Genomic DNA, 15,106 nt, shown 5'->3' with positions numbered 1-15,106 from the left:
CGCGCCCGCCGCGGCGGTCAGTCCTGGAGCTGCCGCAGCGTGGCCTTCGCGTCGGTCTTCAGCCAGTCGGTGACGTCGGTCAGCGCGGGCGGGTCCTTGTCCTCGTCGTACGAGGTGAGGTAGACGCTGTAGCTCATCGTGTACGTCACCCAGCCGTCGCGGACGGCGAGCGTGGCGTACCGGGAGCCGCTGGAGGAGGAGCCGTTCGTGGTGTCCTGGCTGACCAGGTAGGCCTCGTCGCCGATGCCCTCGACCGGGTCGACGTCGTAACCGGTGTGACTGTCCCCGTAGTTCTTCCAGGTGGCGGTGAACTCGGGAGCGGGATCGGTCTTCTTGTGCAGGTCGAGCTGCATGGTCAGATAGGCGTCCGCGTACGACGAGCCGGACTTCTTCAGGCCCAGGCTGCAGTAACTCTCGTCCAGCGCCTTGTCCCTGAGCGAGGTGCGGGTCGGCGAGGAGTCGTTCTCGGTGTACTCGTCCTTGAAGGACGAGTAGTCGGCACTGGAGCACATGTTGGAGGGCGCCGAGTAACCGCGCAGGTCCGCGCTGTCGCCGCGCCCGCCGACGAGGAAGACACCGGCCGCCCACGCGGCGGAGGCCACGACCGCGCCGACGGCGGCCCACAGCACCGCACGGGCGGCCCCGCCACCGCCACTGGCGGGAGAAACGGGCGGCAGGGGCCCGTACTGGGGTGGCTGCGCGTACGGGTTCCCCGGCTGCGGCTGTCCCGGCGCGGGCTGGGCGGCCAGGGTGGGCTGGGCGTGGAAGGTTCCCGGCGGAGCCGACTGCGGGTTCGGGTACGGGTAGGCCGTCGGCTGCGGCGGGACGGTCGGCTGCTGCGCGGGCTGCTGGGCCTGTGGGGGCCGCTGGTCGGGTTGGCCGGCCGGCTGCGGGGGCTGCGGTGGCGTGGACATGTCGCGAAGATAGTGCACGGTTGGTGGTCAAGTCCCCCGACGTCCTGGATCGTTATGGTCTGCGGACTTCTGTTCCCGGTCCCTGACGGTCCGGCGGGTGCGCGGCCGCGGGGCGGGTCACCCCGCCGCGAGCCGCACCGGCAGGCCGCGCACGCTGTTGCCGACGAAGCCCGCGTGCGGCGCCAGGTCGGCGTCGGGCACGGCGAGTCGCAGCGAGGGGAAGCGGGTGAACAGCCGCTCCAGGGCGACGGTGGCCTCCAGCCGGGCGAGCGGTGCGCCCAGGCAGTAGTGGGCACCGTGCCCGAGGGAGAGGTGCCGTACGGCGCCGGGGCGGGCGGAGCGGGCGACGTCGAAGCGGTCGGCGTCCGGGCCGTGCGCCGCCGGGTCGCGGCCTGCGGCGGAGTAACCGGCGAGCACGGGGGTTCCGGCGGGGATGAGCGTGCCGGCCACGGTCAGGTCCCGCACGGGATAGCGGAACGGGAAGTAGCTGACCGGCGCGTCCCAGCGGAGCGTCTCCTCCACCACGTCCGCCCAGCTCGCCCGGCCCGCGCGCACCAGGCCGAGCTGCTCGGGGTGGGCGCACAGGGCGCGCACGGCGTTGGTGATCAGGTTCAGGGTGGTCTCGTGCCCGGCGATGATCATCAGCAGCAGAGTGCCGATCAGCTCCTGCTCGCCGAGCCGGTCGCCGCCCTCGTCGCGGGCGGCGAGGAGCGCGCTGGTGAGGTCGTCGCCGGGCAGCGCGGCCTTCGCCGCGGCGATCTCGCCGAGGAGTGCGACGAGTTCGCGGTTGGCCGCGACGGCCTCGGCCGGTGCGGTGTCGGTCGCCACGACCAGGCTGCCGAGCCGGTGCAGGCGGTCCCGGAACTCCGTGTCCACGCCGAGGAGTTCGCAGATCACACCCATCGGCAGGGGCAGGGCGAAGTGCCGTCGCAGATCGGCGACCCCGTCGCCCGCGGCGGCGGCCCGCGCCAGGTCGTCGAGCAGCGAATCCGTCAACTCCTCGACGCGCGGCCGCAGTTCCGCCACCCGGCGCGGCGCGAAGGCACCGGCGGCCAGGGACCGCAGCCGCCGGTGGTCGTCGCCGTCGGCGGTGGTCATGCCCGGCACGGTGGCGAACGTCAGCAACGGCCAGCCCTCGGGGATCCTCCCCTCGCGCAGGGCGGTGAAGTGGCGGGCGTTCTTGGCGACCCCGGGGTGCTGCAGGAACTCCTTCAGCGCCTCGTGCCCGAGTACGGCCATGCCCTCGATCCCGCCGGGCAGCTCGACCGGCGCCACGGCACCCTGGGCCAGCAAGCGCGCGTTGACGGCGTGCGGGCAGCCGCCGGCGGGGTCCAGGCGGTGCGGGGTGCGGGCGGCCGAGGTGTCCGGCCGATGGTCCTGACGTTCCCCTGACAAGGCGAATCCTCCCGACGTCTCCCTGAGAGGACGCCCACGGGAATAGCCCGATCCGGCGGTTTGTTGACCGGATCACGGACGTGGCACTCCCCCGAGTGGTACCGTTCCCTCAGCACTCGTGTACGGCCACCGTGGCCGCCGGTGCCAGTTTCTCTTCTTCACGCTGATCCGTCCGCCGTTTTCCGGATGTCCGGTTCCCGGCGCGTCAGCTTCTCAGCACCCTGTGACGGGTCTTCCGCTCCGTACCCGAGGTGCCGTTCCCGCCGCCCCGAGGCAGTCACAGACGCCTCCCGCTCGCGGCCCTCCCCCTTCTTCGCCCTGATCCGTCCGCGAAAGGACTCCACCCCATGACCACCACACTCGAACACCCGCCCGTGACCCGGCAGACCCCGGCGGCCACGCTCGTCACCGGTGTCCTCGACATCGACACGCACGGCAAGGGGCACCTGAGGGCCGCGAACCTCCTGCCCTCCCCCGCCGATCCGCAGGTCGCACCGGCCCTGATCCGCCGCCACGGTCTGCGCAAGGGCGACCTGGTCGAAGGCGTCCGGGGCGCACAGCGGGCCCTGACCGAGGTCGCGCGCGTCAACGGACGCACCCCCGGCGAGCTGGGCTCCCGGCCGCACTTCCGCGACCTCACCCCGCTCCACCCGCACCGCCGCATCCGCCTGGAGCACCCCGCCTCCGGCCTGGCCGGACGCGTCACCGATCTGCTGGCACCGGTCGGCAAGGGCCAGCGCGGCCTGATCGTGGCCCCGCCGAAGACCGGCAAGACGGTGCTGCTCCAGCAGTTCGCCGCTGCCGTGGCCGGCAACCACCCCGAGTGCCGGCTGATGGTCCTCCTCCTGGACGAGCGGCCCGAGGAGGTCACCGAGATGCGCCGCTCGGTACGCGGCGAGGTGTACGCCTCCACCTTCGACCGGTCGGCCAAGGAGCACATCGCCCTCGCCGACCTGGTCGTGGAGCGGGCCAAGCGCCTGGTGGAGGCCGGTGAGGACGTCGTCGTCCTGCTGGACTCGCTGACCCGGCTGTGCCGGGCCCACAACAACGCCTCCGCCGCCGGCGGCCGTACCCTGAGCGGCGGTGTCGACGCCGGTGCGCTGCTCGGCCCCAAGCGGTTCTTCGGCGCCGCGCGCCAGGCGGAGGGGGGCGGCTCGCTCACCATCCTCGCCACGGCCCTCGTGGACACCGGCTCACGCGCCGACGGCTACTTCTTCGAAGAGCTCAAGAGCACGGGCAACATGGAACTGCGCCTGGACCGGGAACTCGCCGGCCGCCGTGTCTTCCCCGCCGTCGACATCGACGCCAGCGGCACCCGGCGCGAGGAACTCCTGCTCACCCCGGCCGAGTTGACGGCCGTACACGGTCTGCGACGCGTCCTGCGCTCCCGGGACGGCGGACCCTCCGGGCTGGAGACCCTGCTGGAGCGGCTGCGCGCCACACCCGGCAACGCCGCGTTCCTGCGGCAGGTCCGGCCCACCCTGCCGGGCGCCTGACGCGCGGCCCCGGGGCGGCCGGGTGCGGCATCCGGGTTGCCCCGGCGACCCGAACGGCCCGGCGGCGTGGTGCATACGCACCAAGTTCGTACTTTGATCATATGATCACCGGATTCTCTTATCGCGCGGCGGTGTCGGCCTGCTCCCTCTGTGTGGCGGGCCTGCTGGCGCTCACGCCGGCCGCTGCCGCCGCCGGACCCCGGGCCGCGCAACCCGCCGGGGAGCCCGCCCCGCCCCGCCCCCGGGCGACGGTGCCGGGCCCCTCCCTGCTCTACCACTCCGGCATCCAGGTCCGGCCGCACCGGGACTCGCCCGGGCTGCCGGACGTCTCGGCGCTCTCCTGGCTCGTCGCCGACGCGGGCAGCGGCGAGGTGCTGGCCGCGTACGACGCCCACCGCGAGCTCCCGCCCGCGAGCACCCTGAAGACCCTCTTCGCGCTCACCGTGCTGCCGGTGCTGCCCAGCGGGCAGCAGCACACCGTGCGGTACGGCGAACTGGACGACGTCGGCGAGGGCAGCAGCCTGGTCGGTGTCGAGGAAGGGCACACCTACCAGGTGGCCGACCTGTGGCGCGGTGTCTTCCTCAGCTCCGGCAACGACGCCGTGCACGTGCTCGCCCGGATGGGCGGCGGCTGGGAGGCCACGGCCGCCCGGATGCAGGACAAGGCCCGCTCCCTCGGCGCCCTGGACACCCATGTCGTCTCCCCGGACGGCTACGACGCCCCCGGCCAGGTGTCCTCCGCCTACGACCTCGCGGTGTTCGGCCGGGCGGGCCTGCGCAATCCCGACTTCGCCCGGTACTGCGCCACCGCCGAGGCCCCCTTCCCCGGTGACGGGACGCCGTACGCCATCGAGAACACCAACCGGCTGCTGACCGGCGAGGACGGCGTGGCGCCGTACCCCGGGCTCATCGGCATCAAGAACGGCTACACCAGCAACGCGGGCAACACCCTGGTGGCCGCGGCACGCCGGGGCGGGCGCACCCTCGTGGTGACCGTGCTGAACCCTCAGGCCGACGGCGGGTTCACCGTGTACGAGGAGGCCCGCGCCCTGCTCGACTGGGGCTTCGCGGCGGCCGGGCGGGTCGACCCGGTCGGCTCGCTGGACGGACTGCGGCCGCACTCCTCCCGTCCGGCGGCGTCCGCGACGCCGGTGGTGGCGGCCGTGGCACCGGACGACGACTCGGACTGGTCCGGCACCGCCGTCGTCGCGGGGCTCTCCGGGCTCGGCGCGGGGGCCGTGGCGCTGGTGCTGCGGGCCAAGGCGAACCGGGGCGCCCGCGACTGACCCACCGGCACGCCGAGCAGCAGGCCCAGCGAGATCCACGTGTAGAGATTGCCGCCCAGGAACCCGTCGAGGCCGGAGGCGTCGTCGAACCACAGCCACACCACGCTGGTGCACAGCACCGCGTACAGGGCGGCCGCGATCCGCGTGTGCCCGGCGCGGACCAGCACCGCGAAGGAGGGCAGCAGCCACACCAGATGGTGCACCCAGGTGACCGGGCTGACCAGGCAGGCCGCCGCACCGGTGAGCGCGAACGCCGCCGCCCAGTCGCCGGCCGCGACCGCCCGCCGCCCGCGCCACGCCCAGACGCAGAGGGTCAGCAGGACCGCCGTCGCCCACAGGGGGCGGCCGGTCTCACCGAGGCGGGCCAGCACCCCTTGCAGCGACTGGTTCGACACGTAGTCGAGGCGGCCCACCCGGCCGGTGTCCCAGAGCGCCTCGGTCCAGTAGAAGCGGGAGGCCGCCGGGTCCGCCCAGACGGCCAGCGCGGTCGCGGCCACGGTGACGGCCGCCGCGGTGCCGGCCGCCCGCCGGCGCCCGGCGAGCAGCAGCAGACCGATGAAGAGGGCGGGGGTGAGCTTCACGGCGGCGGCGAGCCCGATCCCCGCGCCCGCCCAGCGGCCCCGGCCGCTCGCGAGCAGCCAGGAGTCGCCGAGGACGAGGGCGAGCAGCACCAGGTTGACCTGGCCGAAGCTGACGGTGTCCCGCAGCGGTTCGAACAGGGCGAGCAGGCACAGGCGCAGCGCCCACCGGTACCAGCCGTGGCGGCGCCGGCGCGGGCCGGCCAGGATCCGCAGGACCACCGCGAGCGCGGCCAGGTTCACCAGCAGGGACACGACGATCGCCGCGGTCCGGCCGAGCAGGGCCAGCGGCAGCATGGCGACGGCGGCGAACGGCGGATACGTGAAGCCGTAGGCGGTGCCCGGCACCTTGTAGTCGTAGATCCGGCCGCCGTGGTGCACCCAGGTGTGCACGGTGCCGTAGTACACCCGCAGGTCGAAGAAGCCGCGCAGCAGCGGCACCGTGGCCGTGAACACGGTCACGGCCACCACGAGGAGCAGGACGATGAGCAGCCGGCCCCGGTCCGTGCGCGGCCACGGCTCTCCCGGCCGCCCCCACCGGCCCGTCATGCCACGCGTCCCGGAACCGGGGCCCGGGCCGCCTGGTGGGCCTGCCACAGGACGACCACCCCCAGCGCCCCGCCGGAGACCGCGAGCACCAACTGCCCGAGGTCGGCCGGGCCGCCGCTGGGCAGTACGGCGAGGGCGAGCACTCCCGCCAGGGCGGCCACCCGGTGCCGTACCGAGGTGCTGGGCGCGGCGGCGGCGATGAGGAACAGGCCCCACAGCACGTACCAGGGGCGGATCGCCGGGCCGAGGACGGCGACCGCGAGCAGGCTCAGGCCCACCGCGTACACCGGCCGGGGCCTCAGCCGGAGCCATATCAGCACGACGGCCACGGCGGTGGCGGCCAGGCCCAGCAGGTGCCAGGCCGGGAGGGCCAGCGGGGCCAGGCCGCTGCCGAGGTGTTCCAGCAGGGCGCCGGTGGCGCGGCCGAGCAGGCTGGTCAGCGCCCAGTTGTGCGGGGAGACCGGGGTGTCCAGGGCGCCGATCCAGCCGTAGCCGGTGCCGGCGACGGCCGTGGCGGCGACCGTCGTCGAGGCGGAGGCCGCCGCCGTGGACAGCACGGCCGGCAGCGGACGGCGGCCGGAACGGATCCACAGGGCCACGACGGCCGGCAGGCCGAGCGCCGCCGGTGCCTTGACCAGGGCGGCGAGGGTGACGAGGACGGCGCCGACGACGGGTCTGCGGCCCCGCGCGGCGACCAGGCCGAGCCCGAGCAGGCCGAGCATGAGGGCGTCGTTGTGGGCGCCCGCGACCAGGTGCAGCAGCACCAGCGGGTTCAGGGCGCCGAGCCACAGGGCGGCGGCCGGGTCGGCCCCGCTGTGCCGGGCGAGGCGGGGCAGCGCCACCGCCATGAGGGCCACGCCGGCCAGGGCGACCAGGCGCATGCCGAGCAGGCCGGCGGGCACCTCGCCGCGGGTCAGTCCGGACAGCGCCGAGGCGAGGCCCAGGAAGGCGGGCCCGTAGGGTGCGCCGGTGTGCCGCCACATCGGGGCGACCTCGTCGGCGAGCGGCCCGCCGAGCTGCGCCGGGCCGTGCGCGTAGACGTCCATGTGGGCGTCGACCATGGCGCCCTGCGCGAGATAGCTGTAGACGTCCCGGCTGAACAGCGGCGGGGCCAGCAGCAGCGGGGCCGCCCACACGGCCAGGACGAGCAGCAGGGCGCGCGGCGTGGGCGCCTCGGGCCCGCGCACCAGCCGGCCGAGGAGCACCCAGGCGGCGACGAGGAGTACGACCCCGAAGTACACCCCGACCAGGCCGAGCGCCGCCTGCACCGAGGCGGGCGCCAGCAGGTCCCGGACGGGGAGGGCGCCGGCCGTCTCACCGCCGAGCGCGAGAGAGGCGGTACCGGCCAGGCCCATCACCTGGCAGCGGCGGAGATCGACGGGGAATGCCATGGCCAACACCGGGGCAGCGTGTCAACGCCGGGTGGCCGGAAGGCGACGTCAGCCCTGCGGGGCGGGGGCCGAGGTGTGACCGGCGCGTGGTGTGTTCCGGCTGGATCGGCCTGCCGGTCCGCCGTGGCCGGTCGCTCCCCCCGAGGTCCCCCGAGTGACCCTCAGAACACCGACAGCCCGGTCAGCGTCGTGAAACGGTCCAGGGCCGCCACACCCGCCACCGAGTTGCCGCGCTCGTCCAGGCCCGGGCTCCACACGCAGAGCGTGCACCGGCCCGGTACGACGGCGATGATCCCGCCGCCGACCCCGCTCTTGCCGGGCAGGCCGACCCGGTAGGCGAAGTCGCCGGCCGCGTCGTACGTGCCGCACGTCAGCATGACCGCGTTGACCTGCTTGGCCTGGCTGCGGCTGAGCAGCCGGCTGCCGTCGGCGCGGATGCCGTGCCGGGCGAGGAAGCCGGTGGCGAGGGCCAGGTCGGCACAGGAGGCGGCGATGGAGCACTGCCGGAAGTACTGGTCGAGCAGGACCGGCACCTCGTTGTCGATGTTGCCGTAGGACGCCATGAAGTGGGCGAGGGCGGCGTTGCGGTCACCGTGGGCGGTCTCGGAGGCGGCGACCTCCTCGTCGAACCCGAGATCGGGGTTGCCGCTCTCGGCACGCAGGAAGGACAGCAGTTCGCCGGCCGCGTCCCCGGTACGGGTGTGCAGACGGTCGGTGACGACGAGCGCGCCCGCGTTGATGAAGGGGTTCCGCGGGATGCCGTTCTCGTACTCCAGCTGGACCAGGGAGTTGAACGGGTTGCCGGAGGGCTCGCGGCCCACGTGCTCCCAGAGTTCGTCGCCCTCGCGGGCCAGGTCCAGGGCGAGCGTGAAGACCTTGGTGATCGACTGGGTGGAGAACGGCTGCCGCCACTCCCCCACCCCGTACACCGTGCCGTCCAGTTCGGCGACGGCCATGCCGAACCGGCGCGGGTCGCGGGCGGCGAGCGCCGGGATGTAGTCGGCGGACCGGCCGCGCCCGGGAGTGCGATCGATCTCCGCCATGATGCGATCGAGGACCGGCTGGAACTGCGAGGACATGATCGTCATCATGCCGCACCCCTGACGCCGGGGCGCTCCGGGGACGTCGGGCGACTCCGTTCGCGGCAGTGCCGGGAGGCCCACAGGGGAGTCCCCGGGGTGTGACGGCACCCGGACCGGGCCGGCCGGGAGAACCGGGCCGGGCGGGAGGACCGGCCCGGGTGGGAGACCGGCCCGGGTGGCACGCGGGTGCCGTCGGGTCAGATCGCCGACGTGGTCCCGCTGCCCGCGAGCACCTCGGGCCGGAGGAGTCCCGTGAGCTGTTCGGCGGGCAGCAGGCCCTTCTCCAGGACCAGTTCGGCCACGCCACGGCCCGTCGCGAGGGCCTCCTTGGCTATGTCGGTGGCGGCGGTGTAGCCGATGTGCGGGTTCAGCGCGGTGACCAGGCCGATGGAGTTCTCGACGGTGGCGCGCAGCCGTTCGGTGTTGGCGGTGATGCCGGACACACAGCGCTCGGCCAGCGTCAGGCAGGCCGCGCGCAGGTGCGTGACGGACTCCGACAGGGAGTGCAGGATGACCGGCTCGAAGGCGTTGAGCTGGAGCTGTCCGGCCTCGGCGGCCATGGTGATGGCGACGTCGTTGCCGATCACCTCGAAGGCGACCTGGTTGACCACTTCGGGGATGACCGGGTTGACCTTGCCCGGCATGATCGACGAACCGGCCTGCACCGGCGGCAGGTTGATCTCGCCGAGACCCGCGCGCGGACCGGAGGACAGCAGCCGCAGGTCGTTGCAGCTCTTGGAGAGCTTGACCGCGATGCGCTTCAGCACGCCGGACGTCTGGACGAAGGCGCCGCAGTCCTGCGTGGCCTCCACCAGGTTGGCCGCCGTGACGAGCGGCAGGCCCGTGATGGCGGACAGGTGCCGGCGGGCCGCCTCGGCATACCCGGCGGGAGCGTTGAGGCCGGTGCCGATGGCCGTGGCGCCGAGGTTGATCTCATGGATCAGCTCGACGGCCTCGGCGAGACGGCTGCGGTCCTCCTCGATCATCACGGCGAATGCGGAGAACTCCTGGCCCAGCGTCATCGGTACCGCGTCCTGCAACTGTGTACGGCCCATCTTGAGCACGTCACGGAACTCGACGGCCTTACGGGCGAACGCGTCCTGGAGTACGGACATCGCCTTGAGCAGTCCACGTACCGCGAAGATCGTCGCTACCTTGACGGCCGTCGGGTAGACGTCATTGGTCGACTGGCCGAGGTTGACGTCCTCGTTGGGGTGCAGATGCGTGTACTGCCCCTTGGCGTGGCCGAGCAGTTCCAGCGCGCGGTTCGCCACGACCTCGTTGGCGTTCATGTTGGTGGAGGTGCCGGCACCGCCCTGGATGACGTCCACGACGAACTGGTCGTGCAGCTCGCCGGCCCGGATCTCCCGGCAGGCGGCGACGATCGCGGCCGCCTTCTCGGGCGCCAGCAGCCCGAGTTCCTCGTTGGCGAGAGCGGCGGCCTCCTTCACGGCGGCCAGGGCGTCGATCAGATGCGGGTAGGCGGAGATCGGCGTGCCGGTGATGGGGAAGTTCTCCGTCGCGCGCAGGGTGTGGACACCCCAGTACGCGTCGGCGGGCACATCGCGGTCGCCGAGCAGATCGTGTTCGCTGCGGGTGGCGGCGGTCATGAGGGTACGGTCCTCTTCCTGAGGTACGGAGGTGAGAGCGCCCCCGAAAGGGGCGTGGGGAACTGCGCGATGGACCACGACGGACCCGCGGATCCGGGACGGCCGAGGCAGCGGAGCGCTACGCGCAGGCAGTGAGCGGAACCGGGTCCAGCGCGCGCACCGCCCGCACGCATCCCACCGGCTCCCCGCCCCCGAGCAGCGGCTCCCCCGCGAACTCGGTGAGCAGGGCGGGGTCGACGCCCGCACGCGCGAGCGCCGCCGCGGCGACCGGGATCCGCGCCCGGTTCGCCCCGTCGGCGATCTTCACGGCGACGGCGCGGCCGTCGGGCAGCGCGGCGACCTGCACGCCCTCGAAGCCGTCCTTGGCCAGCAGCCCCGGCACGGCCCGCATCAGCGCGGCCACGTCACGCCCCGAGCCGGAGGCCATCTCGGCGTGCTCGCGCATCGCGTCGGCGACCCGGGCCTCGGGCGTACCGGGCGCGGCGGAGGTGATCCGGGCGAGGGCGCGGGCGAGTCCGTGCAGGGAGATGGAGAACAGCGGCGCGCCGCAGCCGTCGACGGTGACCCGGGCGACGCGCTGGCCGGTCAGCTCCTCGACGGTCGCGGCGACGGCCTGCTGGAGCGGGTGCTCCGGGGCGAGGTAGTCGTCCAGGGACCAGCCGTTGAGCTTGGCGGTCCACAGCATGGCGGCGTGCTTGCCGGAGCAGTTCTGGGCGAGCCGGGAGGGCAGCCGGCCCTCGCGGACCCAGGCGTCCCGGACGACCGGGTCGAACGGCATGTCGGGCACGTTGCGCAGGTCGTCCTCGGCGAGACCGGCGAGTTCGAGGATGCGCCGGGTGCCGGCGAGGTGGCGCTCCTCGCCGGAGTGGCTCGCGGCGGCCAGCGACAGCAGTTCGCCGTCGAGCGGCAGTCCGGCCCGCAGCATGGCCACGGCCTGGACGGGCTTGATGGCCGAGCGCGGGTAGAAGGCCGCCTCGATGTCGCCGAGCTGGAACCGTACCTGGCCGTCGGTGCCGAGGACGACGACGGAGCCGTAATGGATGCCCTCGACGACCCCGCCGCGGACGAGGTGGGCGACGGGGGCGTGGAGGGGTTCGCGGACGACGGGGGCGTCGGCGGGGGAACTGCTGTGCATCACTGCCTGCATCATGGGGTCGGGGTCGGCCGGTACGCGGGTCACGCGTCGGCGCCGGTGGACGTGCGGGTCATGCGGGCTCGGATGACGTACCAGCCCGCGACCAGTGCGGCGACGATCAGCGGCAGGCAGAGCACGGTGGTGCGTCCGGCGCCGCCGTCGGCGTACATGAGGACCAGGACGGAGGCGAGGAACGCCAGCGTCACGAGTTCGGTCCAGGGGGAGCCCGGCAGCCGGTACGACGGCCGGGTCAGCTCGCCGTTCCGGGTCTTCCGCCAGAACATCAGGTGACAGATCATGATCATGCCCCAGGTGGCGAGGATACCGATCGCCGCGAAGTTGAGGACGATCTCGAACGCGTCGGAGGGGACGACGTAGTTCAGGCCCACGCCGAGGACACAGATACCGCTGGTGAGCAGGATTCCGCCGTACGGCACCTGGCTGCGGCTCATCCGTCCGGTGAACTTCGGGGCCGAGCCGCTCATCGCCATGGAGCGCAGGATGCGGCCGGTGGAGTACAGGCCGGAGTTCAGCGACGACATGGCGGCGGTCAGGACGACCAGGTTCATCACCCCGCCGGCCGCCGGGACGCCGATGTTGGACAGGACCGTGACGAACGGGCTCTCGCCGGCGGAGTACTTGTTCCAGGGGAGCAGCATCGAGAGCAGGACGACCGAGCCGACGTAGAACAGGCCCACGCGCCACATGATCGAGTTGATCGCCTTGGGCATGATCTTCTCGGGGTTCTCGGTCTCGCCGGCGGCGACGCCGACCAGTTCGACGGAGGCGTAGGCGAAGACGACGCCCTGGATGATCAGCAGCATGGGCAGCAGGCCGCTCGGGAAGACGCCGCCGTTGTCGGTGATCAGGGACGGGCCGGGCTGGTGGCCGTCGACCGGGTGCTGGGTGACCAGCAGGAAGATGCCGATGCACATGAACACGACGAGCGCGCCGACCTTGACGATCGCGAACCAGAACTCCAGTTCGCCGAAAATCTTGACCGAGATCAGATTGACGGTCAACACGACCGCGAGGGCGATCAATGCGATCAACCATTGGGGGATGTCCGAGAACATGCCCCAGTAGTGGGTGTAGGTGGCGACCGCCGTGATGTCGGCGATGCCGGTGGTCGCCCAGTTCAGGAAGTACATCCAGCCCGCGGTGTACGCGCCCTTCTCGCCCAGGAACTCCCGGGCGTACGACACGAAGGCACCGGAGGACGGGCGGTACAGGACGAGTTCGCCGAGGGCCCGGACGACCAGGAAGGCGAAGACGCCGCAGACGGCGTACGCGATGAAGAGGGAGGGCCCGGCGTCGGCGAGCCGGCCGCCCGCGCCGAGGAAGAGGCCGGTGCCTATGGCACCGCCGATGGCGATCATGTTGACGTGCCGGTGCTTCAGACCTTTGCTGTAGCCGGCGTCTCCGGCGTCGACATGGCCGGACGAGGGGCGCGTCTCGTCTTTGAGGTGCTGCTCGCTCACGCCTCGGGTCCGCCTTCCGTGGGGGCGTCCGTCCGCTGGGGACGCACGATGTCGGTGAGGGTCGTCTCGACGCGGTCCAGGTGGTGGCTCATGGCCTCCACCGCGTCGTGCTCGGAACCGTCGGCCAGCGCCTCGACGATCGCCCGGTGCTCGCGGTTGGACTGCTCGCGGCGCCCGCCCAGTTCGTTGAGGAAGGCCGACTGGCGCGCCAGTGCGTCGCGGATCTCCTCGATGACCCGGCGGAAGACCGGGTTCTGGGCGGCCTCGGCCACGGCGAGGTGGAAGAGGGTGTCCATCGCGACCCAGGCGGTGGTGTCCGTCTCCCGCTCCATGCGGTCGAGCAGGTGGGCCAGGTGGTCCAGGTTCTCCGGGGTGCGGCGCAGGGCCGCGTACCCGGCGACCGGGATCTCGATGTGGCGGCGCACTTCGAGCAGGTCGCTGGCCGCGTAGTCGCCGAAGGTCGGGTCCTCGACCGCGTTCGCGACGACGAAGGTGCCCTTGCCGGTCCGGGAGACGGTGAGGCCCATCGTCTGCAGCGCGCGCAGCGCCTCGCGCAGCACGGGCCGGGACACCTCCAGGGTGCGGCAGAGCTCGGCCTCGGAGGGAAGCTTGTCGCCGATGGCGTACCGGCCGCGCTCGATGGCGTCGCGGAGGTGGGCGAGCACCGCTTCCATGGCGCTGACGCGCCGCGGGGCCGGACCACCTGTCTGGCTGTCTGACAGGTTCACGGGAGCGATCCTGCGGGTTGCGGGCAGGGACTGTCAAGACATCCCGTAAGGAAACATTCACGGGGTGCGGCGCCTGAATGCAGGCATCCGCACCCCGTGGGTGATCAGCGGCGTTCTCTCAGCTGCTCAGTGTGCCGGTGGCCAGCAGGCCGAGGAGGCCGGCGCCGATGACGATCCGGTAGATCACGAAGGCGTTGAAGGAGTGCTTGGCGACGAACTTGAGCAGCCAGGCGATGGAGGCGTAGGCGACCACGAACGAGACGATCGTGCCGACGGCCAGCGGGGCGGCGCCGACCCCAGCGCCGAGGGCGTCCTTCAGCTCGTACAGGCCCGCGCCGGTCAGGGCCGGGATGCCGAGGAAGAAGGAGAGCCGGGTGGCGGCGACGCGGTCAAGGTCCAGGATGAGCGCGGTGGACATGGTGGCGCCGGAACGGGAGAAGCCGGGGAAGAGCAGGGCGAGGATCTGGGAGCAGCCGACCCACATCGCGTCCTTGAACGACGTGTCGTCCTCGCCGCGCTTGTGCCGGCCCATCTGGTCGGCGGCCCACATCACGCCCGAGCCGACGATCAGCGATCCGGCGACCACCCACAGCGAGGCCAGCGGGCCGTCGATCAGCGGCTTCGCGGCCAGACCCACCAGCACGATCGGAATGGTCGCGGCGATGACCCACCAGGCGAACTTGTAGTCGTGGTGGTAGCGCTCCTCGCGGTTGGCCAGACCTCGGAACCAGGCGGTGACGATCCGCTTGATGTCCTTGAAGAAGTACACGAGCACGGCGGCGATGGCGCCGACCTGGATGACGGCGGAGAACCCGACGACGGACTTGTCGTCGACGGGGATGTCCATGAGCCCCTCGGCGATCTTCAGGTGGCCGGTGGAGGACACGGGCAGGAACTCGGTCACCCCCTCGACTACTCCGAGGACGACGGCCTGACCGACGGAGATGGCGCTCATGGGATCCAGTTCTGAGGAGAGTTGGTCGACATTGCTGTAGACAGTACTTGCTGTGCCCGGCCGTACGGCAAGCACCTAGGCCCACAGGGCGTCGGCGAGTGAGACCCCGGTGAAGGCCGCCGCGAGCCCCGCCGCGACGCTTGCCGCGACGTTCAGGGCAGCGTAGAGGCCCGAGCCGGTCTCGGTCAGCCGCAGGGTCTCGTAGGAGAAGGTCGAGTACGTCGTCAGCGCACCGCACAGCCCGGTGCCCCCCAGGAGCTGCAGTCGCGGCCCGGCGGCCCCGGCGGCGACGGCCCCGGTGAGCAGCCCGAGGACCAGACAGCCGACCACGTTCACCACGAAGGTGCCCCACGGGAAGACCGAGTCGTGACGGGCCCGCACGGCGCGGTCGGTGAGATAGCGCAGCGGTGCGCCGACGAGGGCTCCCGCGACGACGAGCAGCCAGTTCACAACGACTTCTTACCTCCGCTGTCCGTTTTGTCCGAGGTGGGTGGGAGGACACCCTG

12 protein-coding genes and 1 pseudogene are annotated in these 15,106 nt (G+C 72.6%); 2 read left to right on the top strand and 11 right to left on the bottom strand.

Annotated elements, in window-relative coordinates; all coding sequences use genetic code 11:
- Positions 1–17: 17 nt before the first annotated feature.
- Positions 18–914, bottom strand: coding sequence for a hypothetical protein (locus OO52_RS13620; protein WP_234339807.1), 897 nt, complete (start codon positions 912–914; stop codon positions 18–20).
- 117 nt (positions 915–1,031) lie between these two features.
- Positions 1,032–2,309, bottom strand: coding sequence for a cytochrome P450 family protein (locus OO52_RS13615; protein ID WP_030644167.1), 1,278 nt, complete (start codon positions 2,307–2,309; stop codon positions 1,032–1,034).
- Between the two features lie 347 nt (positions 2,310–2,656).
- On the opposite strand from OO52_RS13615, the gene rho reads away from it, so the two are divergent.
- Both rho and OO52_RS47185 read left to right on the top strand, forming a co-directional pair.
- Positions 2,657–3,805 (top strand): transcription termination factor Rho, encoded by a 1,149-nt coding sequence (gene rho, locus OO52_RS13610; RefSeq protein WP_030644165.1) that lies wholly within the window; start codon positions 2,657–2,659, stop codon positions 3,803–3,805.
- 101 nt (positions 3,806–3,906) lie between these two features.
- A pseudogene (locus OO52_RS47185) lies at positions 3,907–4,752 on the top strand (D-alanyl-D-alanine carboxypeptidase family protein); the annotation flags it as partial.
- A gap of 59 nt (positions 4,753–4,811) precedes the next feature.
- Here the strand turns inward: OO52_RS47185 and OO52_RS54200 are convergent.
- From OO52_RS54200 to crcB, 9 genes are all read right to left on the bottom strand, one after another.
- A complete protein-coding gene (locus tag OO52_RS54200; RefSeq protein WP_037629021.1) occupies positions 4,812–6,218 on the bottom strand; it encodes a glycosyltransferase family 87 protein in 1,407 nt (468 codons plus the stop codon).
- Positions 6,215–7,609, bottom strand: a complete 1,395-nt coding sequence (gene mptB / locus OO52_RS13600) for a polyprenol phosphomannose-dependent alpha 1,6 mannosyltransferase MptB (RefSeq protein WP_030644162.1) — start codon at positions 7,607–7,609, stop codon at positions 6,215–6,217. The genes OO52_RS54200 and mptB overlap by 4 nt, the downstream gene beginning before the upstream one ends.
- 161 nt (positions 7,610–7,770) lie before the next feature.
- Entirely contained in the window at positions 7,771–8,700 is a 930-nt protein-coding gene (locus OO52_RS13595; RefSeq protein WP_373309367.1) for a glutaminase, read from the bottom strand.
- 188 nt (positions 8,701–8,888) lie between these two features.
- On the bottom strand, positions 8,889–10,301 hold the full coding sequence (aspA, locus tag OO52_RS13590; protein ID WP_030644158.1) for an aspartate ammonia-lyase: 1,413 nt from the start codon (positions 10,299–10,301) through the stop codon (positions 8,889–8,891).
- Between the two features lie 118 nt (positions 10,302–10,419).
- The gene (locus tag OO52_RS13585; RefSeq protein WP_030644156.1) at positions 10,420–11,436 is read right to left on the bottom strand and encodes an asparaginase; all 1,017 of its coding nucleotides are present in this window, start codon (positions 11,434–11,436) and stop codon (positions 10,420–10,422) included.
- A 41-nt stretch (positions 11,437–11,477) separates the two neighbouring features.
- On the bottom strand, positions 11,478–12,917 hold the full coding sequence (locus OO52_RS13580; RefSeq protein ID WP_030644147.1) for an amino acid permease: 1,440 nt from the start codon (positions 12,915–12,917) through the stop codon (positions 11,478–11,480).
- A complete protein-coding gene (locus tag OO52_RS13575) occupies positions 12,914–13,591 on the bottom strand; it encodes a FadR/GntR family transcriptional regulator (RefSeq protein ID WP_030644145.1) in 678 nt (225 codons plus the stop codon). Before OO52_RS13575 ends, OO52_RS13580 begins: the two co-directional genes overlap by 4 nt.
- 172 nt (positions 13,592–13,763) lie before the next feature.
- Positions 13,764–14,600 carry an undecaprenyl-diphosphate phosphatase gene (locus OO52_RS13570; RefSeq protein ID WP_030644143.1) on the bottom strand — a complete coding sequence of 279 codons (837 nt, stop codon included), beginning with the start codon at positions 14,598–14,600 and terminating at the stop codon, positions 13,764–13,766.
- A gap of 75 nt (positions 14,601–14,675) precedes the next feature.
- Positions 14,676–15,050 carry a fluoride efflux transporter CrcB gene (gene crcB, locus OO52_RS13565; RefSeq protein ID WP_030644141.1) on the bottom strand — a complete coding sequence of 125 codons (375 nt, stop codon included), beginning with the start codon at positions 15,048–15,050 and terminating at the stop codon, positions 14,676–14,678.
- Positions 15,051–15,106: the final 56 nt, after the last annotated feature.

It is taken from the genome of Streptomyces flaveolus, from assembly GCF_000716535.1.
GTDB lineage: Bacteria > Actinomycetota > Actinomycetes > Streptomycetales > Streptomycetaceae > Streptomyces > Streptomyces flaveolus_A.
Note: the sequence above shows the minus strand (reverse complement) of the source record. Positions and strands in the feature narration are given on the sequence as shown.